At 32.6% G+C, this 23,820-nt stretch carries 21 protein-coding genes, 1 tRNA gene and 1 pseudogene; 8 read left to right on the top strand and 15 right to left on the bottom strand.

What is annotated here, in order from left to right:
* Positions 1 to 106: 106 nt before the first annotated feature.
* From B5X64_RS16200 to B5X64_RS16165, 8 genes are all read right to left on the bottom strand, one after another.
* The gene (locus tag B5X64_RS16200; RefSeq protein WP_079466226.1) at positions 107 to 901 is read right to left on the bottom strand and encodes a GLPGLI family protein; all 795 of its coding nucleotides are present in this window, start codon (positions 899 to 901) and stop codon (positions 107 to 109) included.
* A gap of 182 nt (positions 902 to 1,083) precedes the next feature.
* The gene (locus B5X64_RS16195; protein WP_079466225.1) at positions 1,084 to 1,557 is read right to left on the bottom strand and encodes a hypothetical protein; all 474 of its coding nucleotides are present in this window, start codon (positions 1,555 to 1,557) and stop codon (positions 1,084 to 1,086) included.
* Between the two features lie 190 nt (positions 1,558 to 1,747).
* Positions 1,748 to 2,656 carry a leucine-rich repeat domain-containing protein gene (locus B5X64_RS16190; protein ID WP_164463436.1) on the bottom strand — a complete coding sequence of 303 codons (909 nt, stop codon included), beginning with the start codon at positions 2,654 to 2,656 and terminating at the stop codon, positions 1,748 to 1,750.
* A gap of 164 nt (positions 2,657 to 2,820) precedes the next feature.
* The gene (locus B5X64_RS16185; RefSeq protein WP_079466223.1) at positions 2,821 to 3,474 is read right to left on the bottom strand and encodes a DUF6624 domain-containing protein; all 654 of its coding nucleotides are present in this window, start codon (positions 3,472 to 3,474) and stop codon (positions 2,821 to 2,823) included.
* A 144-nt stretch (positions 3,475 to 3,618) separates the two neighbouring features.
* Entirely contained in the window at positions 3,619 to 4,338 is a 720-nt protein-coding gene (locus tag B5X64_RS16180) for an AAA family ATPase (protein WP_079466222.1), read from the bottom strand.
* Positions 4,339 to 4,522: 184 nt separating this feature from the next.
* On the bottom strand, positions 4,523 to 5,026 hold the full coding sequence (locus B5X64_RS16175; RefSeq protein WP_079466221.1) for a MepB family protein: 504 nt from the start codon (positions 5,024 to 5,026) through the stop codon (positions 4,523 to 4,525).
* 534 nt (positions 5,027 to 5,560) lie between these two features.
* Positions 5,561 to 6,541, bottom strand: a complete 981-nt coding sequence (locus B5X64_RS16170) for a hypothetical protein (protein WP_079466220.1) — start codon at positions 6,539 to 6,541, stop codon at positions 5,561 to 5,563.
* A gap of 6 nt (positions 6,542 to 6,547) precedes the next feature.
* Positions 6,548 to 6,976 (bottom strand): hypothetical protein, encoded by a 429-nt coding sequence (locus B5X64_RS16165; RefSeq protein ID WP_079466219.1) that lies wholly within the window; start codon positions 6,974 to 6,976, stop codon positions 6,548 to 6,550.
* A gap of 200 nt (positions 6,977 to 7,176) precedes the next feature.
* Between B5X64_RS16165 and B5X64_RS16160 the strand changes: the two genes are divergently transcribed.
* On the top strand, positions 7,177 to 8,253 hold the full coding sequence (locus B5X64_RS16160; protein WP_079466218.1) for a sensor histidine kinase: 1,077 nt from the start codon (positions 7,177 to 7,179) through the stop codon (positions 8,251 to 8,253).
* The gene (locus tag B5X64_RS16155) at positions 8,250 to 8,975 is read left to right on the top strand and encodes a LytR/AlgR family response regulator transcription factor (RefSeq protein WP_079466217.1); all 726 of its coding nucleotides are present in this window, start codon (positions 8,250 to 8,252) and stop codon (positions 8,973 to 8,975) included. The genes B5X64_RS16160 and B5X64_RS16155 overlap by 4 nt, the downstream gene beginning before the upstream one ends.
* Before the next feature lie 185 nt (positions 8,976 to 9,160).
* Here the strand turns inward: B5X64_RS16155 and B5X64_RS16150 are convergent, their stop codons facing one another.
* Entirely contained in the window at positions 9,161 to 9,787 is a 627-nt protein-coding gene (locus B5X64_RS16150; RefSeq protein ID WP_079466216.1) for a class I SAM-dependent methyltransferase, read from the bottom strand.
* 58 nt (positions 9,788 to 9,845) lie between these two features.
* Positions 9,846 to 10,577, bottom strand: a complete 732-nt coding sequence (locus B5X64_RS16145) for an endonuclease (RefSeq protein ID WP_079466215.1) — start codon at positions 10,575 to 10,577, stop codon at positions 9,846 to 9,848.
* Positions 10,578 to 10,648: 71 nt separating this feature from the next.
* On the opposite strand from B5X64_RS16145, the gene B5X64_RS16140 reads away from it, so the two are divergent.
* Both B5X64_RS16140 and B5X64_RS16135 read left to right on the top strand, forming a co-directional pair.
* Positions 10,649 to 12,004, top strand: coding sequence for a deoxyguanosinetriphosphate triphosphohydrolase (locus B5X64_RS16140; protein WP_079466233.1), 1,356 nt, complete (start codon positions 10,649 to 10,651; stop codon positions 12,002 to 12,004).
* A gap of 72 nt (positions 12,005 to 12,076) precedes the next feature.
* The gene (locus B5X64_RS16135; RefSeq protein WP_079466214.1) at positions 12,077 to 13,015 is read left to right on the top strand and encodes an SPFH domain-containing protein; all 939 of its coding nucleotides are present in this window, start codon (positions 12,077 to 12,079) and stop codon (positions 13,013 to 13,015) included.
* Positions 13,016 to 13,065: 50 nt separating this feature from the next.
* On the opposite strand, the gene B5X64_RS16130 is transcribed toward B5X64_RS16135, so the two are convergent.
* The 3 genes from B5X64_RS16130 to B5X64_RS16120 form a co-directional block, all read right to left on the bottom strand.
* Entirely contained in the window at positions 13,066 to 13,413 is a 348-nt protein-coding gene (locus tag B5X64_RS16130; protein ID WP_079466232.1) for a DUF4377 domain-containing protein, read from the bottom strand.
* A 50-nt stretch (positions 13,414 to 13,463) separates the two neighbouring features.
* Positions 13,464 to 13,784, bottom strand: a complete 321-nt coding sequence (locus B5X64_RS16125; RefSeq protein WP_079466213.1) for an Mpo1-like protein — start codon at positions 13,782 to 13,784, stop codon at positions 13,464 to 13,466.
* A 117-nt stretch (positions 13,785 to 13,901) separates the two neighbouring features.
* Complete coding sequence (locus tag B5X64_RS16120; RefSeq protein WP_079466212.1) at positions 13,902 to 15,572, bottom strand: APC family permease; 1,671 nt, start codon at positions 15,570 to 15,572, stop codon at positions 13,902 to 13,904.
* Between the two features lie 252 nt (positions 15,573 to 15,824).
* Between B5X64_RS16120 and B5X64_RS16115 the strand changes: the two genes are divergently transcribed.
* The 3 genes from B5X64_RS16115 (at position 15,825) to B5X64_RS16105 (ending at position 20,792) form a co-directional block, all read left to right on the top strand.
* Positions 15,825 to 18,788, top strand: coding sequence for a tetratricopeptide repeat protein (locus tag B5X64_RS16115; protein WP_079466211.1), 2,964 nt, complete (start codon positions 15,825 to 15,827; stop codon positions 18,786 to 18,788).
* Positions 18,789 to 18,870: 82 nt separating this feature from the next.
* Positions 18,871 to 20,640: a TonB-dependent receptor gene (locus B5X64_RS16110; protein ID WP_079466210.1), complete on the top strand. Its 1,770-nt coding sequence runs from the start codon at positions 18,871 to 18,873 to the stop codon at positions 20,638 to 20,640.
* A 78-nt stretch (positions 20,641 to 20,718) separates the two neighbouring features.
* A tRNA-Arg gene (locus B5X64_RS16105) sits at positions 20,719 to 20,792 on the top strand.
* Positions 20,793 to 21,327: 535 nt separating this feature from the next.
* On the opposite strand, the pseudogene B5X64_RS23370 reads toward B5X64_RS16105, so the two are convergent.
* Positions 21,328 to 22,320, bottom strand: a pseudogene (locus B5X64_RS23370) (recombinase family protein); the annotation flags it as partial.
* Positions 22,321 to 22,370: 50 nt separating this feature from the next.
* A complete protein-coding gene (locus B5X64_RS16095; RefSeq protein ID WP_123920889.1) occupies positions 22,371 to 22,589 on the bottom strand; it encodes a hypothetical protein in 219 nt (72 codons plus the stop codon).
* A 505-nt stretch (positions 22,590 to 23,094) separates the two neighbouring features.
* On the opposite strand from B5X64_RS16095, the gene B5X64_RS16090 reads away from it, so the two are divergent.
* A complete protein-coding gene (locus B5X64_RS16090; RefSeq protein ID WP_079466208.1) occupies positions 23,095 to 23,676 on the top strand; it encodes a TetR/AcrR family transcriptional regulator in 582 nt (193 codons plus the stop codon).
* Positions 23,677 to 23,820: the final 144 nt, after the last annotated feature.

Below are 23,820 nucleotides of genomic sequence, written 5' to 3'. Positions count from 1 at the left end.
TCGAAAACTCCATAGACGGCCAAAAAAGCTCCCGGATCTTCCGTTCAACGGGCTTTCATCTCGTGTCCTGCGGACAAGACGAAAGCTTAGTTATTAGCAGTAATTTTTATTTGTAGTTTATTTTGTGATTTAATTCAATTGGATTATTGTCTTGCAAAATACTATTTTGCATTTCTTTACTCTTTATTGAAATATCCATTGTAACACCATTCGGACCAGTAAATGTAACTGTTTTTCCCATTCTTATTTTTGAATTTACATCATATGGGTCATTAAAATATGATCTTGCAAGTGTTTCATATTTTTTCCAATCAATTTTTACTGTTTTTGTTCGTGCATCAAAAATATTCCCGCCTTTCTTGACTTCTATCAAATTAAATGAATATTCATTGTTTGAATCTTGAATAGAAACAATCAACCCTGGTAAACCATTGAAAATATAGGGACCATCTGCAAAAGGTAATTCTGTAGTAAACCAAGCAATCCAGGTTCTCCCTCCATAATTGGTTTCTGCTTTTTGAGATTTATATTTTCCAATGAGTTTTTGTTCCGAAGTAATATTCCAATTTAATATTTCCTCAACTGGAAGAAGATAATCTGTTCCCAAATAAGTTATTATTTTTTCAATTCTTTTTTGAGTTAAATTCTTTTTGACATAAAATTGGTTTTCAACACCCATTTTAAACCTTCCGTTTCCATTATTCAACTTTATTGAATCGTTTTTTTTGTCTAGTGAATCTCTAAAAATTGAACTATTATTTTTTAAATCCAAAATCATATTCTCGGAATTAGCATCATATGGGTTTTCTGAATTCAATTTATATTTAGTTTCATAAATGAAACTGAATTTTTGAGAAAAACAAAATGATGAAATTCCAAGAAAGATTAATATGTATTTCATTTGTGATGAGTGTATGTTTAAAATTTAGGTTAATGTTGCGCGGCTTGGGGCAGTAGCGGCTATTTAAGGTTAAAGCTCTAAAGATATCAAAAATTCTAGTTAGTACTTTCTATCTAACAAAGAAAAACCAGCTATTGCGCCAAAACATTGTTACCAATAGTTTTGATCACTCAACAAATAAGTTATTTATACAGGCTCCATATATCATTACAAACTCCAATTATTGTTAGAGAATGATGATTACTAAATTTTACAATGTAATTATATTCAGCTAGTGAATAGTCATCTTCATTTTCAAAAAAGAAACTTACATCATATTTAAAACGATATTGAATGAGCTGATTATTACTTTTATCATAATCAATTGTTTTTTGAAAATCCATCAATTCAATAGCATCTGCAACAAAGTTTCCCTTTTCTTTTTTGTAAAAAGAATCATCGACATGGACTATTTTTTTTAGTTCTTCAATAATTTTTCCGCCTCTAGAATTAATCGATTCTATATTTTTTAAAACATGTTCCACAAATGTGGCAATGAGTTTCCAATCAATTTCCTCCTGTTGAGATGTAAAAATAGATTCTTTAAACGAAAAGAATAGCTCATATCCTAAAAAGGAAATTTTAGAATAGAATTCTCCTGAATTCTTTTTTTTCAAAAGTCAAGTCGTTATTCTGTGCACTTATTTTCATAAAATTAAGGGTAACGTTTGGGCGCTTGGCGAAGAAGCGGATTTCGAAGCACTAAACTGTCTGCCAGCATTGAACTTGATACGAAGCACAACACTTCATTTAAGCACTGAACCCGCTTTTTTGCCAAACGCCTGTTAGTGGCTGGGCTTCTTTCTGTCAAAAGTGTATTATACATTTCGGTAATAGTTTTTTTATTCTCTGTTTTTCCGTTTCGCTCAAATTATTTCGTTCTATGTGAAGTTCTTGAAGACTTGTTAAATACTTAATTTCTTCAGGTAAACTCGTCAATTTATTGTTTCCAATTTCTAAATACAAGAGCTTTGTTAGTTCTCCGATTTCCGTCGGAAGTTCTTTTAATTGATTGTTGTTCATTATTAATATTCGCAAATTTTTCAAGTTGCCAATTTCAGAAGTGATATTTTCTAATTTGTTTGTGCTTAAAGAAATCTCATCAAGTGTTTTTAATTCAGTCAATACTTTTGGAAAAGATATAAAATCATTACCCATTAAATTAAAAGAAACTATGTTTGGTAATATTTTTAATTTCTTTGGAAGCTTTTTTATTCCTTGGTCACCAATATCTATACTTAAAACATTTTCTTTTTCTTTAATCGCAAGTTTCAAGTCTTTGTATTCATATAAGGCTCTATTTTTTTTAATAAAGTCCCAATAAGACTTTCCAATTACTTGCTTAATTTCAAAATCAAAAACTTTTTGTTTTTTCCCGTCTGTCCATTTTCCTGTTGCTAATTTGTAGTTTGTATTTAGCTTCCCTTCAAAGAAGCCAGTAATACTGTCTGTTTTGTCACGCTCAACCAAATAGAAAGTAAAGTCAGGGTTTAGTTTTCCTACCAATTTCAATGAACCCCAATTTTGATCATAATAATATGAACCGACCATTGTAGAGTCAAGAAGAACTAAAAAATTGAGGTATATTTCGAGTTTCTTATTTTGGTCTGTCAAAATATAGCCTTCGTAAACATATGTGTCGCAACATTTTTTGTCTTGTCCAAATGTGGTCAAAACTGAAAAAAGTCCGATTAAAATTGTCAATATGTTTTTCATCGTGTTTGTCGTCATAGCCTTGCCACTAACGTTTTGCAGATTTGCGATGGGCGGGATTTTCACCACTAATGTTCATTCGAAGAACTGAACTTCCATTAACCACAAAAGTGTCATAGAAGCACGAAACCCCGCCTATTGCAAATGTGCTGTTACCTGCTGGTTTGTCAATATAAATTTGGTTTAAGTATTCCTTTTTTTTCGTATTGTTCTTTGTTCATCTCATAATGCATTGTAGTCATAGTGTTTAAATAATCTTTTAATGGTTCTAAATCGTACTCTTTTCGTAGTTTGTCAACATTTGCTGAATCTAAAAGCCCAATTTTCGGAATTGCTCGTCCTGTCGTTTCAACTTCATAAGTAACTTGTGTGCCAAATAACTGTTTTAGACCTGTATTTACCTGAACTCTGTCATATAATAGAGCATAATTATTTGGATTAGCATTGGCATTTTTAACTTCTTTTTCCATAGAAGATAAAACTTCTTTTTGAAATTTTGGATATTTGTCACAATGTTGAACCAAGAGCCAAAAATGATTTGAACCGTCCTTGCCAACTTTGTCAAAGCCGAGAAATCCATATTTTCTGTACATACTTTCAACTCTTTTCTTATTACTTGTAAAAACACTGTCTTGAAAATTGTCCCATTGTCCTCGAGTGAAGCTCTTGTATTTTCCTTGAGGAATATTTGCAGCTATCTGGTCAATCTCGACCATTTTTACCAAATGTTCTTTAAGTCGTTCTTTTTTATTGTTGGTCAATTTTGTCGCACAACTTGCTAGCAAAATTGAGGCTGTCAAAAATAAAATAATTCGTTTCATTGTTTAGTATTGTCGTTTAAACTTGCAGGTAACATTTGGCTTCACGCATTGCGTCAATCCAAACTAATTACGCTAAAGTAATATAATTATCTAGTTCAAAACAATTTTAAATCAACATTAAAAGAAAAATCTTTATCTCAATATTTATAGAAGTATTGAATTTTTGGCTTCCAACTTTTCAATCAAATTCCCTTTTACCACTGTAAAAGTATAATCCTTCGCTTCTGCAAACGAGATTTCATACTTCCTTTCAATATTTCTCAAGTCTTCAGGAAATTGGGATAAAAGATGATCGTAATATTCATCAAGAAAATCTTTTGAAGGCATTTTATAGTTTATCTTTAACTGAAAACGTCTGATAATGGCGGTGTCAATAATTTCAGCGTGATTGGTGGCACACAATAAAAGCGCGTTTTCTGGATAATAATCGATGAGCTGAATCAAAGTATTAACGAGTCTTCGCATTTCACCAACATCTTTATCATCACTTCCACGGGCTTTTCCAATTTGATCGAGTTCGTCGAGAAAAAGAACTGATCTTTCTCTTGCAGCCTTGTCGAAAATCATTTTGATGTTTTGGGAAGTTTCGCCGATTCTTGATGAAACAATGTTGCTCAGATTTAAAATAATAATACTTTTTCCTAAAGCATTGGCCATTGCTTTTGCGGTCATCGTTTTTCCGCAACCTGAACTTCCTTCCAGAAGGATTTTATTATTGACGGGAAGTCCATATTCCTGAAGTTCTTTACTGTAAGTGTGTTCTTTGATGAGCTGTACAAATTGTTGCTTATTCTGGGGTTCAAGATAAACTTCATCCAGCGTTACAGCTTCTTTATCCTGAATAATGAGATTGTACAGATTCATATTTCTTGAACATTAATAGTAAGCTGCAAAGATAATTGATTTAAAATTTTGAAGACTATTTAAATGAGTCTGAAAAACAATTTCTTCTTTTTATTTTTCAAATTCTTGCAAACTAGGCTAGATTTATTTTAAAGCATTTTAAATCTGCTCAATCAGAAAAATCTGCGAGAGAAAATTGTAATTTTTATTGAGCTTTAGATTTCAAAACAGATTCAAACTTATCAACATAATTTTCATCAGCAAAATCTATAAAAAACTGATTTTGCCAGTTTTGAGTTTTTGTTGCCTGTTTATTTTGTGGAATATCCCAGTTTGGGTAAACTCTGAAACCGCGTTTCCCGTCTTTGGAATCTGTACTGAGAATTTGATTTTTAATTAAAACATCTTTCGTAAAAAGGAAAAACCCGAAATTCTCAGAGGCTTCAGTTAGAATTAAATAAAAATCGGAAGTGTCTTCAGAAGTAAAAGGTTCTGTTTCTTTAGAAATAGGATTTCTTTTCCATAAAGTGACGAACTGTCCAACTTTTGTCGGTGTTACTTTGGCTTTTCTGAATTTAATTTGAAAGGAGTTGAGCTGAAAGTTGCATCCAAAATATTCTTTGGATTCTTGCTCTTGGTGTATACTGAAAATGACTAAGCCGAGATTTGAAAAAAGTAATTCTTGGAGTTTCTCGAGTAGGGTAGTCATTGCTTTATGTTTTCGGCTCTTTTACTCCGGTTGAGTAAAAGAGCGGCAGTTTAGAACTGCAAACATAAAAAAAAATATTAATTGAAATTTGTTAAATAAAAGAACGTGTTTATTAAAAACTAGTTTCTTTCTTTTCTAGCTGTTACAAAATAAGAAGTAACAATAACTGCACATGTAGCGATACCAATATAAGCGATCATAATTTTTGAATTTTTAAATTATTTATTTTTTATTGCGAATTTTATAATTGCAATATTACAACTTTCAAATGACGTGCCAAATTGAATTGCTATGATGTATATCAGTGTTTTATGAGTGTGTAGGTGTGTTTTTAGATGAATTTAGTATTAATAAATTGATTGCTTTAGATGTAAAATGCTTTTGTTTTTAATTATTTAATTCATAAAAAATTAAGAATATGTTAATGTTTCTGTATTTGTTGTTTTCAGGTTGACAATATCAAGTAAATGGAATGTAAAGCATATTAAATGTTCGAAACATCAAAATTTGACTTTTTGGCATTTTATTTTTATGTCATTTTGTTCTTGGTTTTCCAAAAGGGTTGTAAGAAAGTCCTACATTGAAATAAAAAGAAGGCTTTGCATTGGATTCAAAAATATAATCTTTCTGAGATTCTTTCTTTTCAAAAATTCTCGAATTTGGTGTTGCTCTGAGTCCGGTTTTTAATGTTCCGATAAAATTTCCACCTAAATGATGTTCATAAATTGCTCCGGAATTGATCTCCAATTGCCTGAATTCGTATGTTTTCCCTGACGGATAAAGATAGAAAGAAGTATTGTCCATCTCGGTTCCAAAAGAAATTCTTCCATTTGAAAAAATATCTTTTCTCACTAAAACTTTCTTAGGTAAAATAATATCTGCAACCCAACCATTATCAAATTTATGTTCATAAGTGAAAATCGGTAGCGCAGGAATTGGTGTACTTGGATCTATTAAAACAGCGACACCCAAAGTCATTTTAGTTTTTGCATTAGCTTTTAAAACCAAACTTCCGGTTATCATTCCTCGGATTCTTTCAAAACGCTGATCGCTTCCGTCTACAGAAGCAGTGGCAGAATAAACTGCTATTTTATTGAAAAGTTTTGAAAAATAAGTGACATTTACGGCCTCAGAATGATAATGGAAATTTTCCTTATTGATATTTTCATCGGAAAAAATATTAATGTTGTTTTCTGAATTAACGGATGTGAAACGGTAATTAAGTGAAGCACTCAATAGCCATTTTCTGTTTTTAACAAAATAAACATTCGCATTTGCTTTCACCTGCTGAAAAGATTTTACTTTATTTTCGGGCAAATCATTTCCGTAAAGCTCTGGTGAAAACTTGTAAGGTGTAACTTGGGTAAATTCCACATTCAAATCTCTCGCCTGAGGAAATTTATCAGTAACAAAAGCAATAACTTTATGGGGAATACTGTCTTTCTTTTGAGCCGAAACTATTGTTGCAACAGGTATAAGTGCAAAAGTGATGAAATTTTTTTTAAATAGGATCATAAAAATTTACTTGATTGCGTTGATGGTAGACTGGAAAAAATTGAACATGAATATTCTTTCGTAAAAAGTTTCTATAGCATTTAGCTGAATAAAATCTATATATTTTTCAGCTTTTGAAACATTTTCCTCCTCTACAAAAACAAACCATAGCTCCTGAATCTGATGATGATTTTTAAAAAGTTCAGATTCATAAATATCTAAAGCGTGAGAATGCTTCATATCGTAAAATAAGATCCCTTTTTTTACTCCGTTTTCTTCGATAATATTGATGGGGTGGTGGATGTAATCAATCACTTTCAGGCTCTGGTTGTAAGATCCTATAAAATGATGCAGGTCGATAAGCTGGATGACTTTTTCTTCCTGTTGAGAATCGGTCATAAAATAACACTCCTGTGTAATTTGCTCGGTGAGTTTCTGAAAAACGTTTAATTCCATGTCTTGAATAAATTTTACAGGACAAAGGAATAGAGAAAAGGCTTTGGGAATCGGTTTTTTATACCAACTGCCTTATAAATTCTACCAAATCCTGCAGTTTAAAATTTTGTATAATAAAGTTCAGGGTTGGTATAATAATATGCAGTTTGATAACGTTATTACTTATTTTTGTTTACAATTAACAAAGGATAAATATCTGTATGAATTACAAGTCAAAAGAACTAAAAGACACTTTGGTCATTGATTTTCTTGTGGAAGATCGCTATCGCTTGCTGAGGCATGTGATATCTGCGGTTTGTTTTTTCATATTTATGTATTTCGCAGATTTTTGGCATTGGTATAAAGAAGGGTATCGGTATTTGGTTTTGCTGTTCGTTTTTGTGTCATTAATCGGTATGGCGTATATTAATATTTACGTTTTAGTACCACTTTTCTTTTTAAAAACCCGGTATGTCACTTATTTTATCCTGCTTTTTATTTTGGGGATTGCCGGTCTTAATTTCATTGGAAACTGTTTTGAAATTTTCTTTTCAGAATACAAAATAGAAGGTCTCAAGAATGATGCTCGTAGAGGTGGAATGTATGAAGGAATTATGATCTGTATTCCGATTATTTTGGTGAGTACCACCGTGAAACTTCTTCAGAAATGGACAAAAGATAACAGTAGAATTATAGAGCTCAGCAATCTGACTTTAAAAATGGAGCTTAATGAATTGCGTAATCAGATAAACCCACATTTTTTATTTAATATGATGAATAATGTGAAAGCTTTGATAAGAACAGATCCAGAAAAAGCGACTGTTGTTATTATGAAATTATCTGAATTTCTACGCTATCAGCTTTATGAAAACAACGAAGAAAAAACAATGCTTACTTCTGAAATAGATTTTTTATCTAATTTTTTGAATCTCGAAACAATCAGAAGAGAAGATTTTAATGTATATATTGATAGTAAAACAGATAAAAGGATTTTAAACAATACATTTATTCCGCCCAATTTATTTACAACATTTGTAGAAAATGCTGTGAAACACAGTGTAGATATTACTGGAAAAGAATCATATGTGAAAGTGAATATCGAAATAAGAGATAAAAATCTTCACTTTGAATGCCGAAATTCTCAAAACTCAGATTTTCCGGTTTCTGAAACTGTTTACAGCGGACTCGGATTAGCGAATATCAAAAGAAGGCTCGAGCTTCTTTATAAAAACACTTTTAGTTTGGAAATCAATTCCACCGATAACGAATATATTGTACTCCTAATAATTCCTGTATGAACTGTATTATTGTAGATGATGAGCCTTTGGCAAGAGCAGAAATGCAGTCGCTGATTCTTGAAGTTTCAAAAATTAATATTTTGGGATCATTTTCTAATGCTCCTGCAGCGTTAGAGTTTTTAAAAACAAATGCTGTAGATCTTATCTTTCTGGATATAGAAATGCCTTTGGTGAACGGTTTAGAATTTGCCAAAATGCTTCCGAAAGACTGTTTAATTATATTCACAACTGCTTATTCTCAATATGCTTTAAAAAGTTATGAGCTTGATGCGATCGATTATTTATTAAAACCGATCGAAAAACCACGTCTGGAAAAAGCGATTGAAAAAGCAATTCTTTACCATCAATTACTTTCACAAGGAACGGTGAAAAATACGGTGGAATCAAACACCAAAGAATTTCTGTTCATAAAAGCAGACAGAAGATTTTATAAACTCAATTTTGATGAGATTAAATTTGTCGAAGGTTTAAAAGATTATGTCGTGATTCATACAAAGACTCAAAAGCTGATTACAGCAATGAATCTTAAAACCATTCATCAAAAACTTTCGGCAGAAATTTTCTCGAGAGTTAGTAAATCTTTTGTGGTTAATTTAAACAGCATTGATTCTTTCGACAACCATACTATTTACATAGATGAGTCAGAAATTCCTTTGGGTGAAGTCTACAGGTCTGCTTTTTTTACGGCTTATTCTGGAGGTTCTTTGAATTTGGATGTTTAAATTACAGAATATCCGTAATCTGTCATAATTTAAAATCTATTCATTGTGTTCTTTGCTGAGTGAAATCGAAGATTCGACGAAGTCAAACGCCTTTGCGAACCTTAAAAGCAGTTAGTAGTTTAAAAATCTTTGCGAACTTTGCGTTAAAATCAAATATTATGAAAAACATTTTGATTTAAAGTGTTCTATTTTTTCTTTCCTAAAAATCGGATGACCGAACCAGTACCATTGTGAAAAACACCTTCATTAAGTTCTATTTCTGTTTCTACTAATTCAATAATATCATATTCAGGAAAATCAGATTTAATTTCTTCGATTGAAAATAGAGATTCTATATCTTTTGGGCCGCCAACTTTTTCATCTTTCAAAACAAAATCTAAATGCTTTTTGCTAAAGGCCTCAAAAATAATATAACCACCTTTACATAAATAAGTGTCTAACATTTTATGGATTGAAGATTTAATATCGGCCGGAAAATGAGCATAAATTAAAGCAATGACATCAAATTGTTCTTTCTGAAAATTCAAAGTCTGCAATTCACCAACCTGATAATCAATTTTTACATTGTTGTTTTCTGCAAGTTGAAGCGCTTTATTTTTTCCTTCAGCACTGATATCGAATGCAGAAACATTCCATCCGAGTTGAGCGGCAAAAACGGCATTTCTTCCTTCACCTTCTGCAGGGAAAAGAACAGAACCCGTTTCCAGTTTTTGCAGTTGATCTTTTAAATAATTGTTGGGTTGCGTACCGTAAGCAAATTCATTGTTGCTGTATCTTTCGTTCCATCGGTCAAGCCATTTGTTGTCGGTCATTTCATGTAATTAAGGTTTTCTAAATTTAGAATATTTTTTGTTCTTAAAAACATGATTTTTAATACAGTTTCTGGTCATTTTCACAAAAGAAACTTGTACGTTTACTTTTTCCTGTATCTTTTTTAATGATTTCTGCGCCACATTTCGGGCAGTTTTTCTGATGATAGATCTGAAAATGCTTACTCAGAACATTAGCTTTTTTCCATTTTTTAAAATCGAAACTGTAATTTCTGGCTTCTGAAATGATTTCTTTTAACTTTTTCGGAGGTAAATTTCCGATCAGATTTTCCGGATGAATTCCAACTCTGAATAAAGCTTCATTCTTAATAATGTTTCCGACTCCTGAAAAAATATCCTGATTCATCAATGCATCGCAAATCATCATTTTAGGATTTTCCTTTAAAATTTTTTCAGTTTTTTCCGGGTTCCATTTGTGGCTCATCACATCAGCTTCCCAATCTATTTTCTTAAGAAAACTTTCATCCACAATTTTTACCGAGCACGTATAAAAATACATTCCGCCATCTTTAAAAGTTAATCCCAATCGAAGGGTATCAATATCTTTTCTTTTATATAAACTATAAGAACCGAACATCAGTAAATGAATCTTGAAAATGATTGTATCGAAAATCAAATACGTCTGCTTTCCGAAAGTTTTTATTTCTCTTAATATTTCTCCTTTTACTTCAGAGGTTTCAGGAATTTCACTTCCGTCAACATCAATTACCTTTTCACCTACAAATTTTTGCAGATCTTCTTTCATGAGAACAATAGTTGGACCTTCGGGCATACGTTGGTTTTTAAAGAAAAACTCAAATATTATTCCTTTAAAAGTAAAAATTGAATTAATTTTGAAAAATGATGAATTTGAACCACATTTTTACCAGTCAGCGTACCGGTAACAATCCAAATACTACTGCTTCAAGAACAGATTTTCAGAGAGATTTTGATAGAATTATATTCTCTTCGGCTTTCAGAAGATTACAAAATAAAACCCAGGTTTTTCCGCTTCCGGGAAGTGTTTTTGTACACAACCGATTGACGCATTCACTCGAAGTTTCTTCTGTCGGAAGAAGTTTAGGAAGTGTGATCGGTGAGTTTATTGCTGAGCATTATAAAAATGACCTTACAGAAGAATCAAAGAATTTTTACAATCATAATTTAGGAAATGTAATTGCCGCAGCATGCCTTTGTCATGATGTGGGAAACCCTGCTTTCGGACATTCCGGAGAAGATGCAATTGCCAGTTATTTTGACCGAAACGAAAATGATCTTAAACCTAAATTCAACGAAAAAGAATGGGCTGATCTGGTGAATTTTGAAGGAAATGCCAATGCAATACGAGTTTTAGCACAACAACAAAACGGAAAAGATGCAGGAGGAACTCAATTAACATTTGCAACTTTAGCGAGTATTGCAAAATACCCTTGTGAAGCAATTGCCAAGAAAAAAGGAATTATCCACAGGAAGAAATTCGGTTTTTTTCAGAATGAAAAAAAAATTTTCCTTGAAATTGCAAAAGGAACAAATTTAATTTCAGAAAGCGAAGAACCATATATTTTCAAAAGGCATCCTTTCGTTTGGTTGGTAGAAGCTGCCGATGATATCTGCTACAATATCATCGATATGGAAGATGCACACCGATTGGGTATCGTTTCAACGGCCGATTGTACAAACTTGTTTTTTGAGCTGGTAAAATCAGAAACTGATGATGTTGACAGAGTAAAAAGAAAGCTCGATTCTATAGGAAATGACAACGAAAAAATTTCCTATTTAAGAGCAAAGGTAATTAATGCTTTGATTAATAAGTCGATTTCGATGTACAAGCAAAACTTTGATAAAATTCTTGAAGGAAACCTTGATAAAGCCTTGCTTGATATCTATAAAAGCGAAAATAAAGCTTTACAGGATATCGAAAGCTTTTCAGTCGAAAAAATATACAATCATAAAGCGGTGGTGGAAATTGAAAATGCTGGCTACAACGTAATGTACGAATTGCTTGATCATTTTATTCCGTCAATTTTGAAGTCTGAAGATAAAATTAAATCTTATGACACCAAAGCTTTAAAATTAATTCCAAAACAGTTCATTTACGAAGAGGGTAGCGATTACCAGAAAGTTCTTGGTGTGATTGATTTTGTTTCAGGTATGACTGATAACTATGCAACTGATCTTTACCGAAAAATAAAAGGTATTGATATTGGAATGACGATGTAGAATTACTCATTTTAATTTGATTTATAATCTGGAAAATTGTATCTTATCACCTAATTCATAAATAAAAACTATATGGTGTATTTAGGTATTTTGGTCTTTTTTGGACTTATCACATTATTCGCTTCTTTCTTTACGGTAAAGCAGGAATCTGCAGCGGTGGTAGAAAGACTAGGGAAATTTTTGAAAGTAAGTCACGCGGGTTTACATTTGAAAATTCCGTTTTTGGATCAGATCTCAAAACGTCTGAATCTTAGAATTCAGCAGCTGGATGTTATTATTGATACTAAAACTTTAGATAATGTTTTTATCAAAATGAAAGTTTCTGTACAGTATCAGGTCATCAGAGAAAATGTGAAAGATGCATATTATCGTTTAGAAAATCCTGAAAATCAGATTACTTCATACGTGTTTGATGTTGTGCGTGCAGAGGTTCCAAAGACGAAATTAGACGATGTTTTCGTAAGAAAAGATGATATTGCAATTGCAGTAAAAAGCGAATTACAGGAAGCGATGCAGAGTTATGGTTATGATATCATCAAAGCTTTGGTAACTGATATTGATCCAGATGAACAAGTAAAACACGCGATGAACAGGATCAACGCTGCAGAACGTGAAAAAACCGCTGCAGAATACGAATCTGAGGCACAAAGAATCAGAATTGTTGCCGTGGCAAAAGCTGAAGCAGAATCTAAAAAACTTCAGGGGCAAGGGATTGCAGATCAAAGAAGAGAAATTGCAAAAGGCCTTGAAGAATCTGTGAAAATGCTGAACGCAGCCAATATCAATGCGCAGGAAGCTTCTGCGTTAATCGTGGTTACACAGCATTATGATACGTTGAATTCTATTGGTGCTAATAACAGAAGTAATTTGGTTTTACTGCCTAATTCCCCGACAGCAGCGAGTACTATGTTGAATGATTTGGTAGTCTCTATGGCGGCAACCCAAAAAATGGAAGAATATTCTAAACCTCAAATGCCTAATCCTCCTCAAAATAGAGGACATCAGGAATAAATAGTCTAAAAATAAAAATCCCTTTCAGTTATTTTGAAAGGGATTTTTTGTTATTTCTTGGTTTTAGAAACCTGCTTTATCAAAGTATATTTAATTGAAGATGCATCCATTGGCGGATTTTCAATTTTCTCTGTTTTTACTTTTAGAACATATTCATATCCCGGTTCGTAAGTGAAACCTTCAATGTTGGTGTAGAAATTCTGCCAACTATCAGATGCTTTTTCTTTTACCTGAAGACATTTCATAGGAGCTACTCCTGTACAATCTGCTGTTTCGGGACCTACAATAAATGTTTTTTCATTGTCTGCTGTTGAGTTTGGCATCGGCTTACATTGTGTTAAAACAAATAAAGACGACACTAATAAAGTTCCTTTTAGGAATAGTTTCGCATTTTTCATAACTTCATATAATTTGAAGGTTGGTTTACAAGTTTTGTGCCAATGAAAAATCAAGATTGTTTTCCATTAAATTTCTGTTTTCCGATTAAAAGCTCAAAAAACAGTTTAAAATCAGACAATAAAGACCAAAGCGGATATTTGAAAGTGGCCGGTTTATTTCTTTCAATAAAAGCATGACTCAGCCAGGCAAAACCATATCCAAATATCGGAATATACCATAAGAACCTTTCTTTACCAGTATATATTACAAAACCGATGACAAGAAATACAAATAAAATTCCAAGAAAATGAAAAATCCTTGTTCCTAGTTTTTTGTGTTCGTCGAGGTAGAACTCATAGAATTCATCGTATGTTTTTATTCTTTCAGACATGGCTTGATAGTTTAAAGTTCTTAAAGAACCTTAGCAATAATTTCGCCAAATACTAACAAAAAAGGCAAAACTGTAGTTTTACAATTTTGCCTTTCGTTATTTTTTAAATTATTTAATTTAAATTTTTCTAAGCTTACTGTTTTTATATCCGTAAAAGAAATAAATAACCAAACCTACAGCGAACCAAATTCCGAAATAAAACCAGTTTTCATGGCTCATTCCTGTAAGAAGATATAAGCAAGAGCTTAAACCAATCAATGGAATTAGGGATAGATTTTTAATAAATGTCAAGACGCAAAGTCCAAGATTAATTAAGATGAAAAAGAAAATCGAAGCTTTGAATTCGCCTTCTTTAGGATCAGACCATTCCATTAAATGATCAAAAAAGTCCGGCTGAAAATAATGGAATCCAACCAATGAACCGATAAAAATAACAGGGAAAATGATTTTTCCGTTAATATATGGAAGATGGAAACGTCCTTTAATTTTTTCTTTTGCAGGCAACATCAAAACTCCTGCACAAACCAATACAAAGGCGAAAATAGTTCCGATACTTGTAAAGTCTAAGATGAAACTTTTATCGGTGAAAATAATAGGAACTCCCACCACAATACCAGTAACGATCGTTGCAAACGAAGGCGTTTTATATTTTGGATGCACATCCTGAAATTTTTTAGGCATCAATCCGTCACGGCTCATCGCATACCAGATTCTAGGCTGCCCCATTTGGAAAACCAATAATACGGTAGTAATTGCTACAATGGCTACGAAAGAAACGGTAAGTTCCATCCATGCAACATTGGCATTCGTTTTTTCAAATATAAATGATAGCGGATCTCCGATGCCGTCAAATTTTCTGTAATCTACCATTCCGGTTAAGACTAAAGTCAAGGCAATATAAATTACGGTACAAAGAACCAGAGAAATAATCATCCCTTTTGGTAAGGTTTTCTGTGGATCTTTAGTTTCTTCAGAAAGTACGCTCAATGCGTCAAATCCAATATAAGCAAAGAAAACACCTGAAACTGCGCTCATCACTCCGGCAAAACCATTAGGCATAAAAGAAGGAGTTCCGGTTTCTAAGCTTACGGGAGTCCAGTTTGCGGTATTGATGTATGAAAAACCGACTAAAATAACCAAAACAATGACGGCAAGTTTTAATATAACTAAAGAATTGTTGAAGTTTTTACTTTCTTTCACTCCGCGGTAACACAACCAAGTAATTAATCCATTAATAACTAATGCCGGAACATCGACGATGAATTTTAAACTACCCAATAAAGGCGCATTTACCCATGCATTGATCAGTTCTTTATTTGTAGATCCATTTGTAAAAGCTTTTTTGGCTTCGGTATAGCTACAAGTAAGATAATCAGGAATATGCATTCCGAGTCGCTCGATAAAACTGGTGAAATAATCTGACCATGAAAAGGCAACATAAATATTTCCGAAAGAATATTCCATAATCAAAGCCCATCCAATTACCCACGCAATCAATTCACCAAAACTGGCGTAAGCATACGTATAAGCAGAACCAGCTGTAGGAATTCTACTCGCAAATTCAGCATAACATAAAGCGGTAAAACCACAGGCAAAACCACAGATTAAATAGAGAAGAATAACACCAGGACCGCCTCTGAAAACGGCTTCGCCCAAACTACTGAAACTTCCTGCTCCAATAATGGCTGCAATACCAAAAAATACAATGTCCCAAGTTCCTAGAACCCTTAAAAGATTAGTAGATGTGTCTGTCTCTGAATAGGTTTTCCTTCTGAAAAGTTGATTCATTGAATGTTTATATAAAGTTGAAAAAAACAAATGTAATTATTTCTGTGAAATAATTAAGATTTTCTTAATGTTTCTTATGTAAAAGTTAATAAGTGCTAAAAAAAAATCGAGATACTAACAATATGTAAAAAGACTTGTTTATACAATATCTTTTCGATATTTTCGTTGATGTTTTGTGGATAAAATCTTATCTCAAAATTAAAACATTTGGTCTTATTTTTGAAGGCTTACCCATTTTTAAATTTGATATTAATGAAATCAAAAAAAATACTTTTAGCGGCTGCTGTTTTCTATTTCGGAGTTTCCGAAGCGCAACAGTCTCAATACTTTACCCAAAAGGAAAACTATAGGTTTAACTTAGCTCAGAATCTTTATCAGACAAAAATATACAACGCTTCTCAATACGAATATGCACGACAGTATTTCTATAATCAGAATCTGGAGCAGTCGAAAAAAGAAGCTGCGCAGTTTTTTGATAACGTCATTGGAGTTATTCTTCAGAAAAATCATGCAGAAGACGGATTGACGGCTTTTATGAAAGAATATCCTAATTCTGCCTATTTTGCACAGGCAAACTTACCTTTGGCGGATTATTATTTAGCTAAAAAAGATTTTAAGGAGGCTTTAAAAACCTTAAAGAAAGTTAATCAATATCAATTAACCAAAGAAGAAAATACACAATATATTCTGAAATTGGGGTACGCTAAATTTATGATGGGCGATTCTAAAGGTGCGATTGATGCATTGGAAGAAGCTCACAAAACTGCCGATGAATCTCAAAAAGGCGACATCGCTTATATGTTGGGACATTTATATTATTCTAAAAGACAGAATGATCAGGCATTTCAGTATTTTGATTCGGTAAAAGATCAGCCTAAATATTCAAAATTGGTGCGTCCGTACTATGTGCAGATGTATTATAATGATAAAGATTATGATAAAGCAATTTCGGAAGGAAATGCTTTGTTGAATGAAGATATTTCAGCTTCTTATAAAGCGGAGGTACACAAAATCATTGGTGAATCTTATTTCATGAAAAATGATTACAATTCGGCGTATCCACATTTGAAGGATTATTTAGCGGTACAATCGAATCCTTCTGAGAATGATCTGTATGAAATGGGATTTGTTGCAGCGCAGCTTAAAAAATATGACGAAGCGGTTTCTTATTACAATCAATTATTAAACAGTAATTCGGCTTTGGCTCAGAATGCTTATTATCAATTAGGAAATGCTTATTTGGCGGTTGAGAAAAAGCAGGAAGCACTTTCTGCATTCCGTTCGTCTTATCAGATGGATTATGATGCGAGTGTTAAAAAACTGGCGCACGAACAATATGCAAAACTAAGTTACGATATTGGTAACCCATTTGAAAGCCCAACAACGGTTATTCAGAATTATATTACCATTAATAATAGCGATGCGAAAACGGCAGAAATGAGATCACTTTTGGTGAAATCTTATCTGTATTCCGGGAACTTTAAAGAAACACTGAATGCAATTGATAAATTGCCAAACTCAACTCCTGAAACCGATAAAGTAGACCAGGAAGTTTCTTATCTTTTGGGAACGGAAGAATTCAATAAAGGGAATTTCGACGAAGCTGAAAAATATTTCCTCAGAAGTTTAGAATTCGATTTAAATAAAGAATTCCACAGCAGAGCTTTGTATTGGCTGGGTCAGGTGTATTATCAGAAAGGAAATTATCCTTCTGCAATCGTACGTTACGAAAAATTGACCAACGCAACTTTCCCTGAAAAGCAACAACTTTCTTACGATTTGGGATATGCTTATTTTAAATCTAAAAAATTCGATCAGGCAGAACAATATTTTACACAATATTTAAAAAATCCAAAACCTGAGTTTAAAAATGATGCCGAACTTCGTTTAGCAGATATTAATTACGCTAATAACGATTTGGATCGTGCGATTGCGATTTACGATAAAAACGAAGATGCAACAGACTATACTTTATACCAAAAAGCTTTGGCTTTAGGATTTAAAGATGATCAAGCTGCAAAAATCACTAACTTAAAATCATTAATTTCTAAATATCCTGCCTCAGAATATATTGATGATGCACAATATGAAATTGGAGTGGCTTATGCCGCTCAGAATGATTTTACCAATTCAAATGATTTCTTCGGAAAAGTAATTAAATCTTCTTCCGATAAAGATTTGGTAGCGAATGCTTCAATTTACAGAGCACAGAATTACATTGACCAAAATCAAAGTGATAAAGCGTTATCTGAATTAAAATCTCTTGGTGAACAGTATAAAAACACAGCTTACGCTCAAAAAATTGTTCAGGCTGCAAAACCAATTTTCACTAAAAATGGGGATGTTTCAGGTTACGCTGATTTCGCAAGAAATATAGGCGTAAATATCGATGCTTCTGAAATTGATGAAATCAACTTATCAACCGGAAAACAGTATTTCACAAAGAAAGATTATAAAAATGCAATCTCTTATTACGAGAAATATTTAACTCAAAATCCTACAGGTGAAGGCCTTTATCAGGCTAAATATGAGTTGGGAGAAAGTTATTATCAGACCAATAATCCTACAAAATCATTATTAGTTCTTCAGGAAGTAGCAAATGTTCAGAACGATTATCAGGATGATGCGGCAACTCGAGTTTCTCAAATTTATCTTGCTCAAGGAAATTCTGCTGAAGCTAAAAAGTATTTAGAAAATATTAAAAATTCATCCAACGTCAACGTTAAAAATTATGCTAATGTTGAGTTGATGAAAATGTATGCTGAAGAAAAGAATTTCTCGGAAGCTGAAAAATTAGCCAACGCTGTAATTGCCAACAACAAAAACTCTGCTGCAGTTATTGAAACTGCAAAAGTAATTAAGGCAAGAAGCTTAATGAATTCAGGGAAAGATAAAGATGCTCAAACTGCTTATACAATTCTTGAAAAATCTTCAAACACCGAAGTGGCAGCAGAAGCTTTCTATGCAAAAGCATTTTATCAAAATAAAGCGAAAGCTTATAAGTCTTCCAATGAAACGATCTTTAAAATTGCCAACAATTACGCATCAGAAGATTATTGGGGAGCAAAAGCACTGGTTTTGATGGCGAAGAATTACATCGGTCTGAAAGATAATTATCAGGCGAGTTATACTTGCGACCAGATTATCTCAAACTATGCAGATTTTCCTGAAATTGTTGCAGAAGCGAAGGACGTTAAAAAGCAGATTAAAAAATAAAATGTACTGTCGTATTTATGTAAAATGTATTCATGTGATTTAATCATTAATACTTTTTACTTTATACATTAATACAATATATATGAACAAGAAAATTCAAATACTATCTATATTATTTCTGGGAATCTCGTCTGTGGCGTTTTCTCAGATCAGAGAAGAAAAGCTGATTCTTAACAAGAAAAGAGAACCGGAAGTAAAGAAAATCGAGAAGAAGAAAACTTCTGTAGCAATAGAGAAAAATTATCCGCCTGAAGAGAAATCTGCGAATCCGGTAAAATATACTATTACAGATGTTCCTGCGGTTTCAGATTTTAAAACTTCTACCATTCAGGGTGAAGATGTAACTCCAAAGTTTGACGGAACGGCTCAAAATAACTATTTCCAAATTGGAATGGGGAATTACGGGAAGATTTTAGCTGATGCTAATATTTCTACAACTTTAGAGAATAAGTTAGAAGTTGGGGCAGATGTTCATGTCTTATCTACAAACGGGCTGAAAAAAGTCTATCCTTGGGATTCTAAGCAAAGTTCGGCAACATTGGGAGCTTTCTTAAATTCTTATGGTGAAAAAGGGAAGATTAATGTAAATGCTGAATATGGTTTAAATAACTATAATTATTATGGAATTTATGCTGTAAATCCTTCTGCAGATGTAGATTTACAACAAAAAGTAAATCAGTTTAAGGTAAATGGTTACTATGATTTTTATTCTAATGAAATTCTGAATGATGTAAGAGTAAAATCTTCATTTTTGAGCGATCATTTTGATGCAAAAGAAAATCAGGCTTCCATTTTAGCTAATCTTTCAAAGCATGCTGTAAAGCTTTCAGACAACGGAATTGTAATGAATGCTGACTTAGGATTAGGCTTGGAAACGGTAAAGACAGATTTTGCTTTATTAAACAAAAATTCTTCAACGTTTTTCAATGCAGATATTGCTCCAAAAGTAACCTTTGCTAAAGGTGAATCTTATTTAATGTTAGGTTCTTCATTTAACTTTTTAAATGCAAGAAATTCTAATTTGATTTTAGCAGAAGAACTTAAAAATAATAAAACATATTGGTTTCCACAGGCTGAATTTCAGGTGGCAGCTTCTAAAGAATTTAAATTCTATGGTGGAGTTGACGGTGGTTTAAAACTAAATACGTATGCTGAATTGTTACAGGAGAATCCATTCTTGGTTTCTGACCAAATGTTGAAACCAACTGAAACACAGTATCATTTTTATGCAGGTTTGAGAGGGGATATCGACGAAACTTTTAAATATGATGTTTCTGCAGGATTCGGAAAAATGAAAAATATTATGTTCTTCGGAGCGAATAATCTTTTTACCAACGAGTTTACTTTAGATAGACCTGGTTATGATTTTGCGAATACTTTTTCTACAATTTATGATGATGGAAATGTGAGCGACATTAAAGGTAGCTTGCAATATTTCCCATTGGAAAACCTGATTGTAGATGCTGATGTAAGATTTTTAAAGTACGATTTAAAAAATTACGAAAATATTTATAATGTTCCTTTAGTTACAGGAAGCATCGGTGCAAAATATACGATGTTCGAGAAAAAATTGTCTTTAGGCTTTAAAGGAATTTTCGCGACAGACAGAACGACAAATTCGTATATGCTTGAAGGAGTGGGAAGTCCGTCTATGATTTTCCAGTCAACTGAAGATACCAATGACAAAGTTGGTGGCTATGCAGATTTAAACTTATCTGCAGAGTACAAAATTCACAAAAATTTCAGTATTTTTGCACTCGGAAACAATCTTCTAAGCTCAAAATACCAAACGTACAAAGGCTATAAAGTTCTTGGTGCGCAGGTTGTAGGAGGGGTGAAGATTACGTTCTAAAATAATAATTGGTAAATGATAATTGATGAATGATTACAATATCACTTATAAATTATCATTTATCAATGATATAAAATCGGCTTCGTAGTTCAACTGGATAGAATATCGGATTTCGGCTCCGAGGGTTGGGGGTTCGAATCCCTTCGAAGTCACTTGGCGGGAAAAATCACTTTTAGGAGTGATTTTTACTTTTTTTTTACTTTTTAATTCATTGTTAATTAACAAGATAGGCGATAGTGCGGAATTGATCTGGGGTGTTCGAAAAGTTGTTTCGTGAAATTCGAGTTTTTCGGCAAAAATCGAACACATTACCGTTTTTTTAGTGTCCGAATCTCCGGTAGCATAGAGTTGAGAGAGATTTGGTAATACTTTTAGCACTTGATCAAGTTTTGTTCTGATATCACTATTTTTACCGGTCAGCTTTTGATTCTGTAGCTCAATTTCCAATTCATCTATTTTCTTTTTACTTTCATTTTTAATCAATTGATAATCTTCAAAATCCAATTTGTCCTCTAGATATTTTTCTCTAGCACTATTTAGACGATTATTCAAGTTGATAATTTTTGAAGAAATTTCTTTTCTCTTATCGTCGAGACCTTGATGAATATTTTTAAAATTGATCAAAAGTATTTCTTTAACAAGTTCACCAAACCCATTATGACACTCATATTTTTTTAACTCTTTTATAAATGCATCATTAACTATGTCAGAGCTATATCTGTATCCACATCTGGATTTGCAGTGATAATAATAATAGACATTCTTTTTACCTTTCGATCCGCTACCGGTAACGTGGCCTCCGCATTTTGGACATTTTAAAAAGCCTCTTAATGGAAAATGGTTATGGGCAATTATTTTTCCTTGCGGTCTTTCTTCCCAAGTTTTTCCACTTATTACTTTCTGTACTTTATTAAACAGTGATTCCGAGATCAAACTTTCATGGGTAGCCTCAACAAGACAGGCTTCTTCATCCTTGTAGGCTTTAATAAAAATTTTTCCACAGTACATAGGATTTTTAATTGCCCTGTAAAATGATGTACTACTGATGTTTGCACCCTCCATAGCATTCATCTTCAGCCTGATTTGATTGATGGCATATTTGCCTTTAGCTATCTCATTAAATGCCCAGAGCATATTTGAAGCTTCTGGCTCTTTTAGACCGACATATTTTCTACCATCCTCTGTACACTTGTTGACATATCCATACGAGGCTGTTCCCATAAGCCTGCCTTCTTTCTGAGCTCTTCTCATCCCATAAAAAGTATTTAAGGCTCTGCGATCATTCTCAACTTCCGGAGCTGCCAAATAGATTGCCAGCATCATCTTATTTTCCGGAATAGACATATCAAGAGGCTGCTCAATCGCTTGGGGTGAAATGTTGTTGCCTAGTAGCAATTTGATCATCTGATAAGCATCGCCAGCATTTCTGCTAAAGCGATCCCACTTAGTAAATAGAACTAAATTTGATTTTAGACTTCTTTTTTTAATGTGATTAATATATTTTGTCCACTCTGGTCTATTAAAATTTTTTGCGGAGTGGTCCTCAAAGATCACCTGACCGATCGCGATTTGATTTTGATTACAATAGCGTTCTAATCTTTCATGCTGATCTCTTTGTGAATAGCCTTTGTCAGCTTGTTCATCTGTAGAAACTCTAATATATAAATCTGCTATTAGCATAGTGGTAGGTTTTATGTTAACATTATGGCTATCAGGCTAATGTAGTGAAATTATTTTAAAATATAGTTCTTGATTATTAGATTTGCCAACTGATGTGCAAAATCCATTATACTCTTAACTTCATCATCTGTTGGATTTAACCCAGATTCCGTAAGAATCTTTTTAGATCTTTCGAAAGAAACTTTTTTTAAGGTATTCTGCGAAAAGTCTATGTTTCTATCCTCCGATCTTTTTTTCTGAATCTTTTTTTGTGAAGAAATCTTTTTCATAAGCACTCATCATATTTAATTTATTATGTATGAGATAATCTCAAACTATAGATTAAATTATAGTGCTACGTTATACAATATGAAAGTATACCAGTTCTCAGTATTGTTTGTCTTAGAGTGTCTTTTTGATAGAGATAAATTACATAATTGCAGGTTATAATAAAGCTGCTTAGTCTTTTTAGAAAAGGTTAATAAGTTAAATTTATCGGTTATGTACCATATCCAAAGTGATAGCGAAAAATTTAATTAATTATTGATCAAGAATTTTGGATTTCAAAAAAGTGTGTAATCCTGTCTTGGGAACTTGACAGGACTCTATTCAAATCATCTATTAGCAGATATAGATAATATTTTGAAGGTGTTAAGTAGTATATAAATTATACTATTTAATATGATTTAAACTTGAGATATTGTTAAACATTGTTCTTTTGTAGGCTTATACAATCTAAAAATAATTAAATATTTATTTTAAACCGAACAGTTTATTATTTACCTTTGCTGAATCATGGGACGAAATAAGGAATTTGATTACGAGCAGAAATTGGACATCGCACTAGAACTTTTCTGGAAGCAGGGATTTCATTCAACTTCTATTACTGACCTTGAGACTAGTATGGGAATCAACCGAAGCAGTATTTATCCAACTTATGGTGATAAGAAAGCGCTGCTCATTAAATGCCTGACCAAGTATATGAAGTCTAAGGTTTCAGAATATGAAAGTGTCTTAAATGATTCGCAATCCGATGCCATTGAAACATTAAGAAAGACATTACGGTTAGCAATTGACCAGAGCATAAGCGAGGAAAGAACATGTCTGGCTGTTAAAATAGCCTTTGAAGTAGCTTTGACTGATGAAGATGTCAGAATGTTGTTGGCTGGCAATGAAAAAAAGATTGAAAAGATCTATTTTGAAATTATAGAGAAAGGGCAAGAGCAAAGTCGTATAAAAGGTGATCTCGATCCAAAATTTACGGCTGCTTTTCTTTCCGGTTCTTCCAGCGCACTTTTCAAAAATTATGCTTTGAACAAAAACCGCAAGACCATCTACGATATGATTGAAACCTTGATCCAAATGATCAAAGCCTAATTATAATAGTATTTTCAAGTAAATGATAACAAACAATATTTTTTTAACCTTTTTTAAACCGTTCAGTTTAATATGGATTTAAGTCTCAACAAAAAGATAGCGTATATGGGATGTCTCGGCGTTATCGGAATCATCAGTACAGAA

The sequence above is a fragment of the Chryseobacterium balustinum genome, assembly GCF_900168205.1.
Lineage (GTDB): Bacteria > Bacteroidota > Bacteroidia > Flavobacteriales > Weeksellaceae > Chryseobacterium > Chryseobacterium balustinum.
Note: the sequence above shows the minus strand (reverse complement) of the source record. Positions and strands in the feature narration are given on the sequence as shown.